Source organism: Pseudoalteromonas sp. 3D05, assembly GCF_002723455.1.
In the GTDB taxonomy this organism is placed as follows: domain Bacteria; phylum Pseudomonadota; class Gammaproteobacteria; order Enterobacterales; family Alteromonadaceae; genus Pseudoalteromonas.
On the sequence record NZ_PDUS01000013.1, the window covers coordinates 58,198 to 74,577 of the forward strand.

General features: G+C 40.0%; 15 protein-coding genes. 10 read left to right on the forward strand and 5 right to left on the reverse strand.

The window, feature by feature from the left end:
• Nucleotides 1-12 precede the first annotated feature (12 nt).
• Nucleotides 13-1,110 carry an endonuclease/exonuclease/phosphatase family protein gene (locus CSC79_RS13615; RefSeq protein WP_099296311.1) on the forward strand — a complete coding sequence of 366 codons (1,098 nt, stop codon included), beginning with the start codon at nt 13-15 and terminating at the stop codon, nt 1,108-1,110.
• A gap of 189 nt (nt 1,111-1,299) precedes the next feature.
• On the opposite strand, the gene CSC79_RS13620 is transcribed toward CSC79_RS13615, so the two are convergent.
• On the reverse strand, nt 1,300-2,676 hold the full coding sequence (locus tag CSC79_RS13620) for an NAD-dependent succinate-semialdehyde dehydrogenase (protein WP_099296312.1): 1,377 nt from the start codon (nt 2,674-2,676) through the stop codon (nt 1,300-1,302).
• A gap of 195 nt (nt 2,677-2,871) precedes the next feature.
• Between CSC79_RS13620 and CSC79_RS13625 the strand changes: the two genes are divergently transcribed.
• The 3 genes from CSC79_RS13625 to CSC79_RS13635 are packed head-to-tail and all read left to right on the forward strand — an operon-like array spanning nt 2,872 to nt 5,013.
• Nucleotides 2,872-3,906 carry a nitronate monooxygenase gene (locus tag CSC79_RS13625; RefSeq protein WP_099296313.1) on the forward strand — a complete coding sequence of 345 codons (1,035 nt, stop codon included), beginning with the start codon at nt 2,872-2,874 and terminating at the stop codon, nt 3,904-3,906.
• Complete coding sequence (locus CSC79_RS13630; RefSeq protein ID WP_099296314.1) at nt 3,899-4,465, forward strand: cyclic nucleotide-binding domain-containing protein; 567 nt, start codon at nt 3,899-3,901, stop codon at nt 4,463-4,465. Before CSC79_RS13625 ends, CSC79_RS13630 begins: the two co-directional genes overlap by 8 nt.
• Nucleotides 4,466-4,515: 50 nt before the next feature.
• Nucleotides 4,516-5,013, forward strand: a complete 498-nt coding sequence (locus CSC79_RS13635; protein ID WP_099296315.1) for a YgjV family protein — start codon at nt 4,516-4,518, stop codon at nt 5,011-5,013.
• Here CSC79_RS13635 and CSC79_RS13640 read toward each other — a convergent pair.
• Nucleotides 4,996-5,514, reverse strand: coding sequence for an NUDIX hydrolase (locus CSC79_RS13640; RefSeq protein ID WP_099296316.1), 519 nt, complete (start codon nt 5,512-5,514; stop codon nt 4,996-4,998). The genes CSC79_RS13635 and CSC79_RS13640 overlap by 18 nt on opposite strands.
• Before the next feature lie 151 nt (nt 5,515-5,665).
• Here CSC79_RS13640 and CSC79_RS13645 point away from each other — a divergent pair, with 151 nt between their 5' ends.
• From CSC79_RS13645 to CSC79_RS13665, 5 genes are read left to right on the forward strand one after another with little or no spacing between them, the layout of a single operon-like run.
• Nucleotides 5,666-7,006, forward strand: a complete 1,341-nt coding sequence (locus CSC79_RS13645) for a sigma-54 dependent transcriptional regulator (RefSeq protein ID WP_099296317.1) — start codon at nt 5,666-5,668, stop codon at nt 7,004-7,006.
• Between the two features lie 21 nt (nt 7,007-7,027).
• Nucleotides 7,028-7,243, forward strand: a complete 216-nt coding sequence (locus CSC79_RS13650; protein ID WP_099296318.1) for a histidine kinase dimerization/phospho-acceptor domain-containing protein — start codon at nt 7,028-7,030, stop codon at nt 7,241-7,243.
• A gap of 16 nt (nt 7,244-7,259) precedes the next feature.
• Complete coding sequence (locus CSC79_RS13655) at nt 7,260-8,744, forward strand: sensor histidine kinase (RefSeq protein ID WP_099296319.1); 1,485 nt, start codon at nt 7,260-7,262, stop codon at nt 8,742-8,744.
• The gene (locus CSC79_RS13660; protein ID WP_099296320.1) at nt 8,745-9,206 is read left to right on the forward strand and encodes a response regulator; all 462 of its coding nucleotides are present in this window, start codon (nt 8,745-8,747) and stop codon (nt 9,204-9,206) included.
• 17 nt (nt 9,207-9,223) lie between these two features.
• Nucleotides 9,224-11,200: a response regulator gene (locus CSC79_RS13665; RefSeq protein WP_099296321.1), complete on the forward strand. Its 1,977-nt coding sequence runs from the start codon at nt 9,224-9,226 to the stop codon at nt 11,198-11,200.
• On the opposite strand, the gene CSC79_RS13670 is transcribed toward CSC79_RS13665, so the two are convergent.
• From CSC79_RS13670 to CSC79_RS13680, 3 genes are read right to left on the reverse strand one after another with little or no spacing between them, the layout of a single operon-like run.
• Nucleotides 11,180-12,181 (reverse strand): LacI family DNA-binding transcriptional regulator, encoded by a 1,002-nt coding sequence (locus tag CSC79_RS13670; protein WP_099296322.1) that lies wholly within the window; start codon nt 12,179-12,181, stop codon nt 11,180-11,182. The genes CSC79_RS13665 and CSC79_RS13670 overlap by 21 nt on opposite strands.
• A gap of 22 nt (nt 12,182-12,203) precedes the next feature.
• Entirely contained in the window at nt 12,204-13,535 is a 1,332-nt protein-coding gene (locus tag CSC79_RS13675; RefSeq protein ID WP_099296323.1) for a glycoside-pentoside-hexuronide (GPH):cation symporter, read from the reverse strand.
• A gap of 19 nt (nt 13,536-13,554) precedes the next feature.
• The gene (locus CSC79_RS13680; RefSeq protein WP_180270441.1) at nt 13,555-14,847 is read right to left on the reverse strand and encodes a GH1 family beta-glucosidase; all 1,293 of its coding nucleotides are present in this window, start codon (nt 14,845-14,847) and stop codon (nt 13,555-13,557) included.
• Nucleotides 14,848-15,165: 318 nt separating this feature from the next.
• On the opposite strand from CSC79_RS13680, the gene CSC79_RS13685 reads away from it, so the two are divergent.
• A complete protein-coding gene (locus tag CSC79_RS13685; protein ID WP_237114026.1) occupies nt 15,166-16,377 on the forward strand; it encodes a sugar MFS transporter in 1,212 nt (403 codons plus the stop codon).
• The last annotated feature ends 3 nt before the right edge of the window (nt 16,378-16,380 follow it).

The following is a 16,380-nucleotide window of genomic DNA, read 5'->3' on the forward strand; positions in this document are numbered from 1 at the left end:
AGGGATCATTGAATGCTGATTGCATTAGTATGTTTACTGAGTGTGTTCTTGATAGTGACACTTTTACCTATGTCATACAGCCAGCACTATTTAATTCGTAGTTGCGATTTTATTCGGTTACAGGTTTTTTATTTTGCATTAGCTGGGCTACTTTTAGCGGGGTATTTTGCTTTAAGTGAGCTATCGCCTTTGGTTTTGTTGTCCTTAATAATGGCGAGTGTTATTTTGCTTATTCAAGGTAAGTGGATATTCCCGTACACATGGCTCGCAAAAAAAGAGGTGGCTCATAGCCCCTCAGGAAGTGAACATAGTGTTCGTATTATGTCGGCGAACGTGTTGATGTCGAACACTCGCTATCAAGATTTAATCGATTTAGTGAACGAGAACCAACCAGATTTACTGATCACGCTTGAGTCGGATAGTAAATGGCAACAACATTTATCAGTACTTGAAAAAGACTACCCTCATACAATATTCTGTCCAAAAGATAATCGCTACGGCATGCATCTATACAGTAAATATAAAATAAAAAAACAACAAGTATGTGAGTTAGTAGAGAGTGATATTCCCTCAATTCATATTTTATTTGAGACTGCTGAAGGTCTTGAAGTGCAAGGTCATTTTATTCATCCTGCCCCGCCGAGTCCTACAGAAGAAGATACTTCTAGGCCTCGAGATACCGAACTTATTTTACTGGCCAAAGCTTTAAAGAATAACAAACGTCCAACTATTGTTGCTGGCGATTTGAATGATGTTGCTTGGTCAAGAAGTACCCGTTTGTTTATGGAGATCAGTGACTTTTTAGACCCACGTAAAGGGAGAGGTTTTTTTAATACTTTTCATGCTGGGTATTTCTTTATGCGCTGGCCGCTTGATCATTTATTTCATAGTCATGGTTTTACGGTTAAGCGGATTAAGCGATTGGCAAAGTACGGCTCAGATCATTTTGCACTACTAACTGAGTTAGTGCATGAACCCGCTAATAGTAATCAGCAGTTAGATGATGAAATGAACATTCAACAAGCTGTGGATGAACTGCAAATGGATAATACGTCATATAAGTCAGTTCCAACATTTGATGACGACATAAATAAAGCCCAGCTTAAATAACCTGAACTCTGGATAATAAATCTATCTCCAGCGGAGACTAATAAATATATTTGTGATTTAATATCAATGCATTATTACATCTCTTAACCAGAGCTCAGGTTAAATAAGTTAAACCAATAATGAATTTATCACTTTGCTTTAAGCATAAAAAAAGGGCCGAGGAGCCCTTTTTTTAATTATAACTTTGCTTTAGTTATTAATCATAATAGCTTTGATATTTACAAACTCACGGATACCAAACCCGCCGTGTTCACGACCATAACCGCTGTCTTTCACGCCGCCAAAAGGTAGGTTTGGCTGTGCAAGACCATAACCATTTATGTTGATCATACCTGTATCAAAATGCTTTTTAGCCAACTCAATCGCACGCTTCTCATCCTTTGAGATAATGCCTCCACCTAAGCCATAGCGCGAATCATTGGCAATACGCATTGCGTCGTCATTGTCTTTGGCTTTGATAAGTGATGCTACCGGACCGAATAGCTCGTCGTCATAGGCTGGCATGCCCGGTGATAGATTTTCAATCAAGGTCGCGGGATAGTAGAAGCCAGTTTGTTTAGGCACTTCACCGCCGACAACGACTTTAGCGCCTGCTTTTACAGATTCTTGAACTTGGTCATGGATCTTATCTCGTAAGTCTTCACGTGCCATAGGACCGAGGTCTGTTTCTTCATCCATTGGGTCGCCTAATTTCATTGCTTCGAATTGCTTTGCAATGGCAGCTTTAAAGTCATCATATAATGCCTCTACGACAACAAAACGTTTTGCTGAAACGCAGGTTTGACCATTATTAACCATACGACCCTGCATACAGGTTTTAATTGCTAGCTCTAAATCAGCGTCATCAAGTACGAGATAGGCGTCATTACTGCCAAGCTCTAATACGGTTTTCTTTACGTGCTTTCCAGCTTGCTCAGCTACCTTTTTACCTGTGCCATCACTTCCTGTAAATGTAACTCCGCGAATTGCAGAGTGACTGATTAGTTCGCTGGCTGTTTTGCCGTCAATCAATAGGTTTTTAAATACATAATCAGGGAAGCCTGCATCACTGAACATCTGCTCTATTTTTTCTGCCATGCCAAATACATTACCTGCATGTTTTAGTATTGCGGTGTTACCTGCCATAATATTTGTTACCGCATAACGTATAACCTGATACAACGGGAAGTTCCAAGGCTGAATACCTAATAGCACACCGGTAGGTTGATAGGTGATGATGGCACGGCCGTTTTCCATTAAACGTTCTTCGTCCGCAAGTTGCACTGGGCCTTGCTCAGCACTGTAGCGGCATATTGCAGCGCATAGCTCTACTTCTTGCAAGCCTTGTTGGTACAGCTTTCCCATTTCTTGCGTCATTAATTGGGCAAGCGACTTTTGATTTTTTTTAAATACATCAGCAAGTTTATTTAAATACTCAGCTCGCTCTTCTACAGATGTGTGGCGCCATTGTAAGAATGCGTCATGACTTTTATCTACCTCATTATTTGCCTGCTCTAGATTTAGCAGGGTATAGTCTGCAATAGTTTCTTCGGTAGCCGGGTTGATTGTAGTTACTAAGTTAGTCATTTTATCTCCTTACAAATTATAGTAAGTGAATAACTTGCAAAGCTAGCACCAACTCTAATTAAATAGGTTGGTTTTATATTTAAGATTTTGATTATCTTGTTTTTTTATGGCTCGAATAGAAAAACTTTGGTGGCTTACCTGGACGGGGAGTAAGTAATTAATGCAAATGAATGAAAAAGTTACAAGGACGTGTAAATGCAAACATTTTTAAATACTGAGTTACCCCTTATCCAAGCTCCAATGGCGGGTGTGCAAGACTATCGTTTAGCTGCAGCTGTTAGCAATAGTGGTGGTTTAGGGTCATTACCTTGCGCTATGTTATCAAAAGAACAATTAGTCAACGAAATCACCAAGCTTTCCCGAGCAACAGGTAACCCATATAATTTGAACTTTTTTTGTCACGAAGTAATAGGTTACACACAGCAGCAAAAACAGCAATGGCATCAATTACTTTCACCCTATTTAAAAGAGCATAGTATTGATGAATCAAGTTTGGCTATGACGACAACGCGTCAGCCGATTGATGAAGAAATAGTGAAACTAATAGCGCCTTTCAAACCACCCGTAGTGAGTTTTCATTTTGGCTTACCAAGCGATGACATTGTGCAGAAAATTAAAAGCTGGGGAAGTAAAGTGATTTCAACGGCTACCACTTTAGATGAAGCTATTTGGCTTGAAGCTAATGGTGCAGATGCAGTTATTGCTCAAGGTCTTGAAGCTGGGGGGCACAGAGGCCACTTTTTATCAATGGACTTGACGTTACAACAGACAACAACTGCCCTCGTAACACAATGTGTCGGTGCTTTGGGTGTTCCAGTTATTGCCGCGGGTGGTATCGCATCAGCTGCAGATGTCATACACATGAAGAGACTGGGTGCCAGTGCGGTCCAAATAGGAAGCGCATATTTATTATGCCAAGAAGCTACAACTTCAACACTTCACCGCGAGGCTATTTTACAACAGCCAACGAATAGCACGGCGCTTACAACTGTTTTTTCTGGACGAGCAGCTCGGGGAATTAAAAATCGTGTTATGAATGAACTTGGCTGTATGCCAGAACAAGCTCCGGCATTTCCATTTGCCAGCATTGCACTGGGCGCTTTAAGAGTAAAGTCAGAAAACCAAGGTAAGGCTGATTTTTCGCCTTTGTGGTGTTCAGAAAAATATATTGTCAGAGATGCGGTTAGTGCAAAAGAGATCACTAAGGAGCTAATGACTACTGATGCATGATTTACCAGAGTTCCAACTAGGGGATAGTTATCGCACTTTAGCAAAAGCAGTGCTTGCACAAACGAAGCAGCAGTTAATGGTGAAAACTTATCAGCGTGGTGACGTGTTATTACAGCAGGGTCACCAACAGCAGTATGGCTATTTGGTTCTGGATGGCGTATTAGCCGCATTTTATAGCTCCGATGATGGCAAGGAAAAATGTAAAGAGTTCTATTTTAAAGATGAATTTGCATTATTATTTGGTAATTGGCTCACAAGTACGCCTGCGCTTTACCAAATCAAAGTGATCAGATCAGCAAGACTCATCGCTATTCCTTTAACTAGGCTCGAACAAGCTGATTGGGGAGATCTAAAGCAACAATTAATTACCCAGCAATTATTATTCAAAGAAGCAAAAGAAGCTTTTTTATTATTAAAAACCCCAGAGCAACGCTATCGCTATTTATTGGCTCAAAAGCCTCACTGGCTTGCACTACTGACCTTAACAGAAGTGGCAATGTACATAGGTATTTCATCTATTTCTTTATCTCGCATACGAAAACGCCTTAACTTAAGTTAAGGCGCTACATAATTTACTTAATTAGACTGCTGTTTTTTTCAGGAGTCACTATGTTTTTACTTTCTCAATGCTTGGTTGGCGTTGCCACTTTACTCGATTTAGCTTCATTTCAATTTAAATCACGACGATTTATTTTATTGTGCTTGTTTAGTTCAGTATTGTTGACTGCATGTCACTTTTTTATGTTGGGCCAACCTAGTGCTGGCTGGCTAATGCTTATTGCAGCCGCACGTTACCTGTATTGCGCCTTTGCAAGGCGATATATGGTAATGCTTGGCTTTATTATATTAAGCATGGTGGCAGTATTTATTACTTGGCATAGCTGGTTAAGTGGATTAGCGTTGATTGCAACACTTGTTCAAACGCTAGCGTCATTTCAAGCCAAAGACTTTAAATTACGTATCCTGATGATAGTAGGTACCAGCTTATGGATGGCGCATAATATAATGGTGGGTTCGCCCATTGCGGTGCTAATGGAATGCTTATTCTTGACCAGTAATATCATTGGCTTGTATCGATTTTATCGACCATCAAGCGTTTGCTCGTAAAGCAATTGCTTTTAGTAAGTAGGTTTCTCTAATAATAGATAATCCTTGTTTGTTACTATTAGCAATCGTGCGCTCATTATAAGCTATCGCTTCATGTATGTTTACCCATTTGGCTTGCATTCCATTTTGCTGTTCGTAATGTTCTAGTTGTGCCTGACCTAATGTGTCATTGATGTCACAAAAGTAGCAGTAAGATTTTATGTGAATGACCTCATAGTCATCCTTATACCAAGGGCGGTATTCTTCATAAAGGCCAAACTCCCCGGTTATTTTAATGTTTTGCGCGCCCGTTTCTTCTTGCAGTTCACGGATTAACCCTTGTTCGATACTTTCAAAATCATCAACGCCTCCTCCGGGTAAACTATAATCTTCATAACGAGCTGTATACATTAATAAAATTTGCGATCCCTTTAGTACAATTGCTCGACTGGTAATACGTGTAAATTGGCTTATATTATCGGCCGATATACTCGGGTGGGTTGTGATTTTGAGAAGTTGCATAACGCTCCTAGAAGGCTACTTTAAATAAAGAGTTACATGTGATCGAAATTGTTTTTATTTGCATATATATAGGGTTAATAGTTGAATTTATAGGTTCAGAACCCACTTATTATGTTACGCTATTAGGAATTATAAAGCATAGGGAATAATCATGTTAAACATACTTTTGGTTGATGATGACAGCGAGTTCAGCGATGTTGTCTGCCATATAGTGGAGTTTTTAGGTCATAATATAGACACAGCTGCTAATTTAGCTGAAGCTCAACAATGGTTTGAAAATAACACTTTTGACCATGTGTTCCTTGATTTCATGCTGCCAGATGGCAGCGGTTTACATTTGGTAGAACACCTTAACAGTATTGGTCAAAGCCCCAAAATCACGCTTATTTCAGGCCACCCTTCGGTAAAAGGTAAGCTCGCCGAAATGTGTGCCCCTAATGTAGGGCACCTCGTTAAACCACTTCAACGAGAAGATATTGAGCGAGTTCTCAACCCAAAAAAGAACACTGAAAAGAAAAAGAAACAGCCAAGTATACAAAAACATTTTGGTACATTAATTGGCGAATCACCAGTTATGCAACAGCTATACACTATGATTGAACGCGTAGCGAGCACCAATGCAAACGTTATGCTCATGGGTGAAAGTGGTGCGGGTAAAGAAGTGGTTGCACAAGCTATTCATAATGCCAGTCAGTGCGAAGGGCCATTGGTTGCAACTAACTGTGGCGCGCTATCTAAAGAATTAATCGGCAGTGAGCTATTTGGCCATGAAAAAGGTGCGTTTACTGGCGCGATTGCCCGAAAAGAAGGGGTGTTTGAACAAGCTGCAAACGGCACTTTATTTTTAGATGAAGTGACAGAAATGCCTATTGATATGCAACCAAACTTATTGCGAGTGTTGGAGAGCAAAAAAGTAGTGCGTGTTGGCGGTAATAAAGAGTTACCTGTTGATTGTAGAGTAATATCAGCGACCAACCGATCATTGGAAGACTTAGCGCAAAATAACGTTATTCGTGAAGATATTTACTTTCGTTTAGCCGTATTCCCCATTGATATCCCTGCTTTAAGAGAGCGAAAAGAAGATATTGAATTGTTAGCTAAGGCGTTTTTAGAGCAGTTAAATGATGAAAATGGCACAGACTTTATTTGGCAAGCAGCTCAGCTGAAAGAGCTTAGTGGTTATGAATGGCCTGGGAATGTGCGTGAGCTTCGTCATGCGATTCATCGTGCATTTATTATGAGTGACCCAAAAGGTAAAACAATTACTTTACCAAGTAATTTAGAATCCCCATTCTCACGTGTTATTAAAAAGTCTCAAGCAAGTCAAGTTAGCGCCGGTCAAACAATCGAAGAAGTTGAAAAAGATCTGATTCACGCCACCTTAGATAAAGTTCAAGGGAATAAAACGCTTGCTGCGCAAATGCTTGGAATTAGCACAAAAACATTATACAACCGATTAAATGCATACGGTGGTATAGGCGAATATAGTTAATAATAATTGCTGAGGAGTAGTATGAAGGACAAAGAGATATTAAGAACATTGGTTCATGATGCAAGAGCACCGCTTAATCGAATTTCAATGAATGCTGAATTAATTAAATTGATTTTAGAAAATGATATGCCTAAAGACAAAGCATTATTAGCACTTGATAAAATTATTAATAATTGTCAGCAATGCAGTGAAGGCTTGCAAAAAATATCTGATTTAGATTCTTCAGAGTCAACTTGACCACCAAGGAAAGTAAATGATACTGCAAAAGCAACAAGGTAGCACAAATGTTATGTGGGCAAGCTTTATCGCTGTTGTCTTGTGTATTGTTGTTGGCAATGCGTTTTTAGCTGTCAATACAATACAAAATTTAACCACAACCCAACAGCGCCTTGATGATACGAGCATGCTTAATACGGCTGTTGAAAAGTTGCATTTATCTGTTTTACAAGCAGAGTCAGGTCAGCGAGGGTATTTGTTGACTGGTGAAAATGATTACTTAGCTCCCTATTATGATGCTTTAGAGCAACTCACTTCACAAGCCAAAATTGTTAAGGGGTTACGTTCTGAAATAGATGGTCAGGCTGAAAATGTAGCGAAGCTATTACTGCTTGTAGATGAGAAAGTACATATTCTTACACGCACTGCTGAACTTGCGTTGGCAGATAAAGATCGCAAAGCTCATTACTTACTTGAAACTCATGAAGGGCGAAATCTTTACAGAGAAATACGTATTTTAACGGATGAAATTCAATCGGCAGAATCAACATTTGAACTCGCGCAATTTCGTAAGTTAGGTCAGATCAAGAAGGAAGCCAAGATTACCTTTGCCATTACCGCGATTACGAGTGGGCTTTTAATTTTAGGTATGTTTGTATTGGTCCGTATTAACTTAAGTGAATCGGCTAAGTACAGAAATAAATTAGAGCAGCAAAACCAAACTTTAGCCTTTAAAGTAAAAGAACGTACTCAGGAGCTTACTTTATATTCAGATGAATTAAGTCGTTCTAACCGCGAGCTGGAAGAATTTGCGTTTGTGGCGAGTCATGATTTACAAGAGCCGCTTCGTAAGATACAAGCGTTTAGTGACCGATTAGAAAGCATGTTTAAAGATGAGCTTGGTGAAAAGGGCGTAGATTACATTGCTCGAATGAAAAATGCTGCACAGAGAATGTCGACTTTGATAAATGATTTGTTGGAGTTTTCGCGGGTTACAACACGAGGAAAGGATTTTGAAGATACCGATCTTAATAATGTAATCAACGAAATTATTGATGATTTAGAGATCGCGATCACCGAATCAAAAGCGCAAATAAGCGTTAATGATATGCCAGTAATTAAAGCTGATCCAAGCCAAATGCATCAGCTTTTCTTAAATCTCATTTCCAATGCTGTTAAGTTCAAACGTGAAGGGGTTGCACCAATTATCACCATTAACTTTGAGCATGTGCATGAGTTTAGTGATGGTCACAACACCGAGCTGGAGTGGCAAGTAATAACCATTAAAGATAACGGAATAGGCTTTTCACAAGAATACACAGATAAAATATTTGTTCCATTTCAACGTCTTCATGGACGTTCGCAATATAAAGGCACGGGCATAGGTTTATCTGTATGCAGGCGTATTGTTGAGCGCCATGGTGGTACAATCACTGCGAAAAGTGTTGTCGATGAGGGTGCTACCTTTATTATTAAATTACCTGTGGAAGCAGAGCTTTTCACATTACAAGGAGAGGCTTAGATGCCATTCAAAAAAGTTAAACCAATCACTATTTTAATGGCCGACGATGATGAAGATGATCGTTTATTAGCGCAAGATGCTCTTGCAGAAAGCCGAGTTATAAATAATTTACATTTTGTTGAAGATGGTGTCGAACTGCTTGAGTACCTTGAGCGTAGAGGCAAGTATGAAGATAAAGAGTTATCGCCACGCCCAGGGCTTATTTTACTAGATCTAAATATGCCGCGCATGGATGGTAGAGAAGCGTTGCAGGCTATTAAAGCAAATGCGAATCTAAAGGGGATCCCTGTTGTAATTTTGACAACTTCCAAGCAAGAAGAGGATATGGTCAGAGGTTATGACTTAGGAGCCGCTTCTTATATTACTAAACCCGTTACGTTCGATGGCTTAGTTGACCTGATGAAAACACTAGGTAAATACTGGGTCGAATTTGTTGAATTACCAAGTACGTTTAACGATTAAGGAAATATATAAGCGCTATGATAGACAAGCCCACGAAGCTATTACTTGTTGAAGACGATGAAGATGATTACATTCTAACGTGCGACTATCTGGAGCAACTTACTTCACATACTTTTGATATTGAGTGGGTGAGTGAACCACATCTTGCAGTAGAAGTACTTTCTCAGAGCAGGCATGATATATGTTTGCTTGATTATCGACTTGGCGCATCAGATGGATTAGAGGTTTTAAAGAAAGCACTTAGTAATGGTTTTGATGGGCCAATTATAATGCTGACAGGGCAATCAGATGACGCCCTAGATTTAGCTGCATTGGATGCGGGCGCAGTAGATTACCTTGTTAAAAATGAGATGAGTAGTAGTCGATTTGCTCGCTCTATCCGTTATGCTTTGGCTCGAAGAGATATCGAAGATGAGCGGATTGAGCGCCTTAAAGCAGAGGCTGAAAATAGATCAAAAGACCGTTTTTTAGCCCATTTAAGTCATGAGTTACGCACGCCGCTGTCGTCTATTTTAGGCTATACCGAATTACTCATGCAGGGTGATTTTAATGAGTATGCGAGCAATGAGTTAGGTGTTATTTACCGCAATGGCAGGCATTTGTTGAGTTTATTAAATGATGTTCTCGATTTATCAAAAATAGCTGCCGACAAACTTGAAATAACCTGTACCGACGTCAATTTAGATAGCTTAATGGCAGATGTTTTCACATTGATGCGTGTATCAGCTCTTGATAAAGGGCTAAGTTTACGCTTTGAGTCACTTGAACCACTGCCGCTTGTGGTTAATGTTGATGCCACGCGTTTAAGGCAAATTTTAATAAACATCATAAATAATGCGATTAAGTTTACTGAGCAAGGTGAAATAACCGTACGGGCATGGACAGAAAAAGTTGATGACACTGAGATGCTATTTTTTAGTATCAAGGACTCAGGCCTTGGAATTGCTGAGGAAAAACAAGCATTAATATTTAAACCATTTGAACAAATTGCTGATGTTGAATCGCGCGAAGTAGGTGGAGCCGGGCTTGGCTTAGCTATTTGTTCTGAATTACTTAGTCATATGCGAGGTGGAATTACACTCGATTCTACTGTCGGTAAGGGCTCAAAATTCACAATTTCGTTGTATCCTGGTGATATAAAAAATGTACAACGCCATGTTTTAAAACTTGATTTAACTCCTAACATGCAGCAAAAAGAGACGTCATGCCGTGTTGAAGGGCGCGTACTTGTCGTGGATGATTTACGTGATTTACGTATGCTTGTGGGGCACATGTTGACCTCTGCTGGTGCTGATGTTGTTTACGCTGAAAATGGTAAACAAGCGTTGCATAAAGTTGAACAAGCAAGGTCTGAGGGAAAGCCTTTTGATATTGTATTTTTAGATATTCATATGCCTGTAATGGGCGGCAAAGAGGCAACCATAGAGCTCAGACGTCAAGGATTTAAAGGCGCTATCATTGCATTAACCGCAGCCACAATGAAGGGAATAAAAAGTGAATTGGCGGCTTTAGGCTTTAATGAAGTGATTGGCAAACCTGTAGACGCAAGCCATCTTTATCAGTGTTTAGAGGAGTATCTAACACAAACTAAAGAAGCCGATATAACTGAGCTACCCAAGACGCAGAAATCAGATGAAGCAGGCCAGGTATTACCCCGTTTCTTACTCGTGGAAGATGATGCCGATGCAGCGCAAATAACCCAGTTATTATTGGAAAGTTTAGGAGTTAACACATCTATTGCACGCAGTTTTGAGCAATGTATTTCAATGCTCAAAGGAGATTCGCAGTATGATAAAGCATTACTCGATATGCATTTACCAGACGGTAGTGGGCTTGAGCTTGCTCAGCATATAAAGCAACATTACCCACATATAGAACGCGTTATTGTCAGTGGCGTAGAGCCTAACCCTATACAAATTGAACAGCTTAAAATTGAGTCGGTCTTATTAAAACCAATTAACTTATCGTTGTTATCAACCCTTATTGACGATTGATTGGCGAATTACAAGTTCAGGTTCAAAGAGGGTTTGTAGCACAGGGGTGGTTTTTTGATACACCTCGCTTAAAATCCAGTTAGCTGCCATGCGACCCATTTCGTTGATAGGGTAATTTATTGTTGTTAATGGTGGGAAAACGTGACGAGTGAAAAACACGTTATCGTATCCCATAATAGAAAGGGCTTCTGGTAGCACAACACCAAATTCGCGTGCAATTGCCATGGCACCTGTTGCCATTTCATCGTTTGCGCAAATTAAAGCTGTAAAACTGCGCGCCGATGCATGTAAGTGTTTGTAGCCATGTGCCCCCCCGCTCTCCATGAAGTCACCTTCATACAGTAGTTGCTCATCAAATGGTATATGGTGTTCTTTTAAGGCTTGTTTGTGGCCTGCTAGGCGCTCTTGTGCATCTTTTTTCCAAAGTGGGCCGCTTATATAGGCAATGTTTTTGTGCCCTTGCTCTAAAACGTACTTGGCTGCTAAATAGCCACCGCGCTTATTATTTAAAGTAATACAGCGCTCTGCTAATTCAGGAATAAAACGGTTGAGCAAAACAAAGGGTGTTTTACCTTTGGATAGCTCAATAAGATATTGATCGCTTACGGCTTCAACATGCAAAATTAAGCCATCGCAATTGCGGCTAATTAAAAACTCTATTGCTTGCTCTTCACGTACTTTATCACTGTGGCCTGCAGCGATGATAACGTGCTTACTTTGCTTACGAAAAACATTTTCTATACCGCCCATCATCGGTCCGTAAAAAGGGCCTGACAACTCAGATACCAATAAGCCCACGCTATTTGAGCAATTTGAAGCAAGCGACTGAGCAATTGAGTTGGGTCTATAGCCGAGCTCATTCATTGCCGAAGTTACTTTTTTTCGCGTGGTATCACTGACATTCGCATTGTTGTTCATTACTCGCGAAACAGTCGCTAGAGAAACCCCTGCAAGCTTTGACACCTCATAAATGGTGGCCATGTTTTTCCTTTTAGGTATTTGTTTACGTGTTATTACTTGTTGCTAAATCAGCGTTTATTTGTCTTACAGTCTTATTATCAAGAATATACCTTTTCATGATTAAGGCGACAAGCACACTACCAATAGCGGGATATAACGTGAATGACATCAATATACCACTTTTAGTTGTTTCACTAAGTACAGTATTCGCTTGGTAATCATAATAAGCCAGCAACCAGCCTGCTAATGCACCGCCAAGGGCTAGACCAAGTTTGATAAAAAACACAACACTAGCATAAACAAGACCAGTTAAACGTTGGCCGTCTTGCCATTGACCAAAGTCAATGGTGTCGGCCATTTTAGCCCATAGCAATGGAGTTGCCATTTGGGTGAAAAAGCACCATAAAAAATAAACCCCAAAAGCAAGAACTAGGCTGTCACTGGGTAACCAAAACGCAAGACAACTTATAGCAGCAGAAATGTACTGTAAGTAAATGTAGGCAGTTTTCTTATCTACAAATTTACTTAAAGGCTGAGCACAGGCGCAGCCTAAAATGTTTCCTATCATTCCTAAGGTTACAAATTGTGTGACTAAATCGCCTTCACCCAGCACATATTTAATGTAGTAAATAGCCAGCGTTGTTCGCAATACCATGCTTGTTAGCAGCACAGCTGATGCACAGCAAAGAACTTTAAAGGGGCCGTTTCTCCAAAGTGTTGTCATTTGCTGCTTTAAATTGAGGCGTATAGCCTGGCTTGCACACACTCGCTCTTTGGTAAACTTAAAACAAGTAAGAAACAACACAACACCAAGGCAGCTCATTAATACCATGGTAAGTTGATAGCCTAACGCGTTATCACCTTGGCCCAACCAACTCACTAGTGGTAGTGTGCACGCACTAACAATTAAGCCACCAAGCATGCCAAATACAAATCGGTATGACTGAATGGAGACACGTTCATTGGGGTCGCGGCTAAGTACACCACCAAGTGCGGAGTAGGGGATGTTAATTGCGGTATAAACCAACATTAGTAAGGTATAAGTAATAAATGCATAGATAACTTTGCCAGAATCACTTAGATCGGGGGTCGTGAAAGTGATAATGCTAATTAACCCAAAAGGCACAGCAAGCCAGAGTAAGTATGGTCGATAACTGCCATAACGAGTGCGAGTTGAGTCAGTTAATGAGCCCATAAGCGGGTCTGTAATTGCATCTATAACTCTAACTACTAAAAATAAAGTACCCACTACAGCAGGAGAAATACCAAATATATCGGTATAAAAAAAAGTTAAAAATAACATCACTGTTTGAAAAATGATGTTACTCGCGGTGTCACCTAAACCATAGGCTATTTTTTCTTTTTTAGTTAGCATAGCCGGTTCTCATTGATTATTAGCGTTGTTTTAATAGAGCGCGATAGTGTTTTGCACTTTCTTTAAGTGTGCGTTGCTGGGTTATATAATCAACATAAACCAGACCAAAGCGTTTTTCATAACCGTATGCCCATTCGAAGTTATCCATGAGACTCCAAGCAAAATAACCTTGTACGTCAACACCTTGTTTAATCGCGTCGTCAACGGCATTCAAATGGGTGTGATAATAACTGACACGGTCATAATCTAGCACTTGATTATTTTGGCAAGTATCAGCCATAGCTGCACCATTTTCAGTGATATAAATCTTAGGCAAGGTGTATAACTTATTTAATGAGATTAAAAGTTCAGTTAAACCTTGTGGGTATATTTCCCAGCCCATGTCGGTGACGGCAACATCGGGTAATGCAACTTCTTCAAACCAGTTACTAGCTGTTTTTTTATAATGTATTCGAGTGTAGTAATTCACCCCAATAAAATCAATCGACTGGCTAATAATTGCCATGTCATCTGGTGCGATAATCGGTTGTGCAGCAACAGGTAATTCATTTAAAAGTGACGGGTATTGCCCTTCTAGCACAGCTTTTATGTACCATTGATTGTGGTATTCATCAGCACGTTGTGCCGCGGGTGCATCATCTTCAGTAAGTGGATAAGCGGGGCTAAAGTTTAAAACGATGCCGGCTTCAACATTGGGACAATTTTTACGTAACACATTCATTGCTAAACCATGAGCTAGCAATAAGTAATGAGCTGCTTGTCGTCCGGCCTTTTGGTTTTTAATTCCAGGAGCATGAACACCAATTTCATACCCTAAATAGGCGCTGCAAAAAGGTTCGTTTAATGTTGCATATGAATCAACTAACCCACTTAGTGCGTGGCTCACTATGTCTGTATATGCAGCAAACGCATACGCTGTATCGCGGCTTTGCCAGCCCCCCGCATCTTCCAAGTATTGAGGCAGATCCCAGTGATATAAAGTGACGTAAGTTTTGATGTTACGTGTTTTTAACGCTGTTAATAGTTCACGGTAAAACGTGATGCCTTGTTGGTTCACACTACCATCTTGGTTTATTACGCGCGGCCATGAGATGGAGAGGCGATAAGCATCCACGGCTAAATCGGCTATCATCTCAACATCTTGTTGCCAGTATTGAACATGCTGACATGCTTTATCGCCATTGCTTTGATCTGCAATGGTATTGGGCTTAGCACAAAAAGTATCCCAAATGGATGCAAGGCGTGAGTCACGGGCCCCTTCAATTTGAAATGAGGCAGTAGCAACACCAAAAGTGAACGATGGCTTTAGCATTGCAGATTGCTTAGGTAAAGAGATTGTTTTATACACGACTAGGGATATCCTCTTACTTTTAGTGGCAATGCGCATTAGATAAAACACATCATAACGAGTTTATGTAAGCGCTTACAATATTATTGTAAATAAATTGATAAATAAATTTTATATGGTATAAATGTAAGCGCTTACATTTTATGTTGCAACTATTATTTACTTTTTAAATGCTTGGAAAAGTGCATAACTAGGGGCAATCAACTGATAATTATTAATAATTAGAGATATATTATGGCACAAGCGCCTTTGACAACACATCAACACAATGACACTCAGGCGATGCCGAAGCAAACATTTGCTCTTGCATCGTTAACCACCTTATTCTTTATGTGGGGTTTCATTACATGTTTAAACGACATTTTAATCCCCTATTTGAAGGGCATGTTTTCGCTTTCTTACACACAGGCCATGTTGGTGCAGTTTTGCTTTTTTGGCGCCTACTTCGTGATGTCTATTCCCGCAGGTAAACTGGTCAGTAAAATTGGTTACCAATATGGCATTGTTGTTGGGTTAATAGTTGCAGCAATAGGCTGTGCACTGTTTTATCCAGCCGCTGATGCACATGTTTATGAACTGTTCTTATTCGCATTGTTTGTATTAGCCTGTGGTATAACAATTTTACAAGTGTCATCTAACCCATATGTTAGTGTATTGGGAAGTTCTAAAACAGCTTCCTCGCGACTCACAATGACACAAGCGTTTAACTCATTAGGCACAACTGTTGCCCCTATCTTTGGTGGTTGGTTGATTCTTAGTGAAATAAGCCAAGCCACAGCAGAGCAAGTTAAACTGCCTTATTTAATCCTAGCTGCGAGCTTACTAATATTAGCTGTCATTTTTGCTTTTCTAAAACTTCCTAAATTAGGCAAGAGCGATTCTCAAGAACATGTTCAACCAGATGATAACTTTGTAGATTTAGGCAGCGTTTGGCAGTATCGCCACCTTATTCTTGGTGCGATAGGTATTTTTGTGTACGTCGGAGCAGAGGTTGCTATTGGTAGCTTTTTAGTGGGCTTTTTAACTCTTGACCATATTGCAGCGCTCAGCGAACAACAGGCTGCACATTATATTAGTTATTATTTTGCAGGGGCAATGATTGGGCGTTTTGCCGGCGCGGCTATAATGCAAAAAGTAAATGCGCATATAGTACTGGCTTGCCATGGATTATTAGCTGTTGTGTTTATTCTGATTGCTATGACTGGACAGGGCTCATTAGCTATGTGGGCTATTTTATTAGTTGGCTTATGTAATTCAATAATGTTCCCGACAATCTTTAGCTTGGCATTACAAGGCTTAGGTAAATATACATCTCAGGGTTCGGGGATTTTATGTCTAGCAATTGTTGGTGGGGCTATCGTGCCGCTGCTGCAAGGTGTATTAGCAGATAACATGGGTGTGCAATTAGCATTGATGCTGCCTATTGTTTGTTACCTTTACATCACCTACTTTGCGCTATCAGGCTCAAAGGTTTCTTCAACTCGTCAACAATAATTA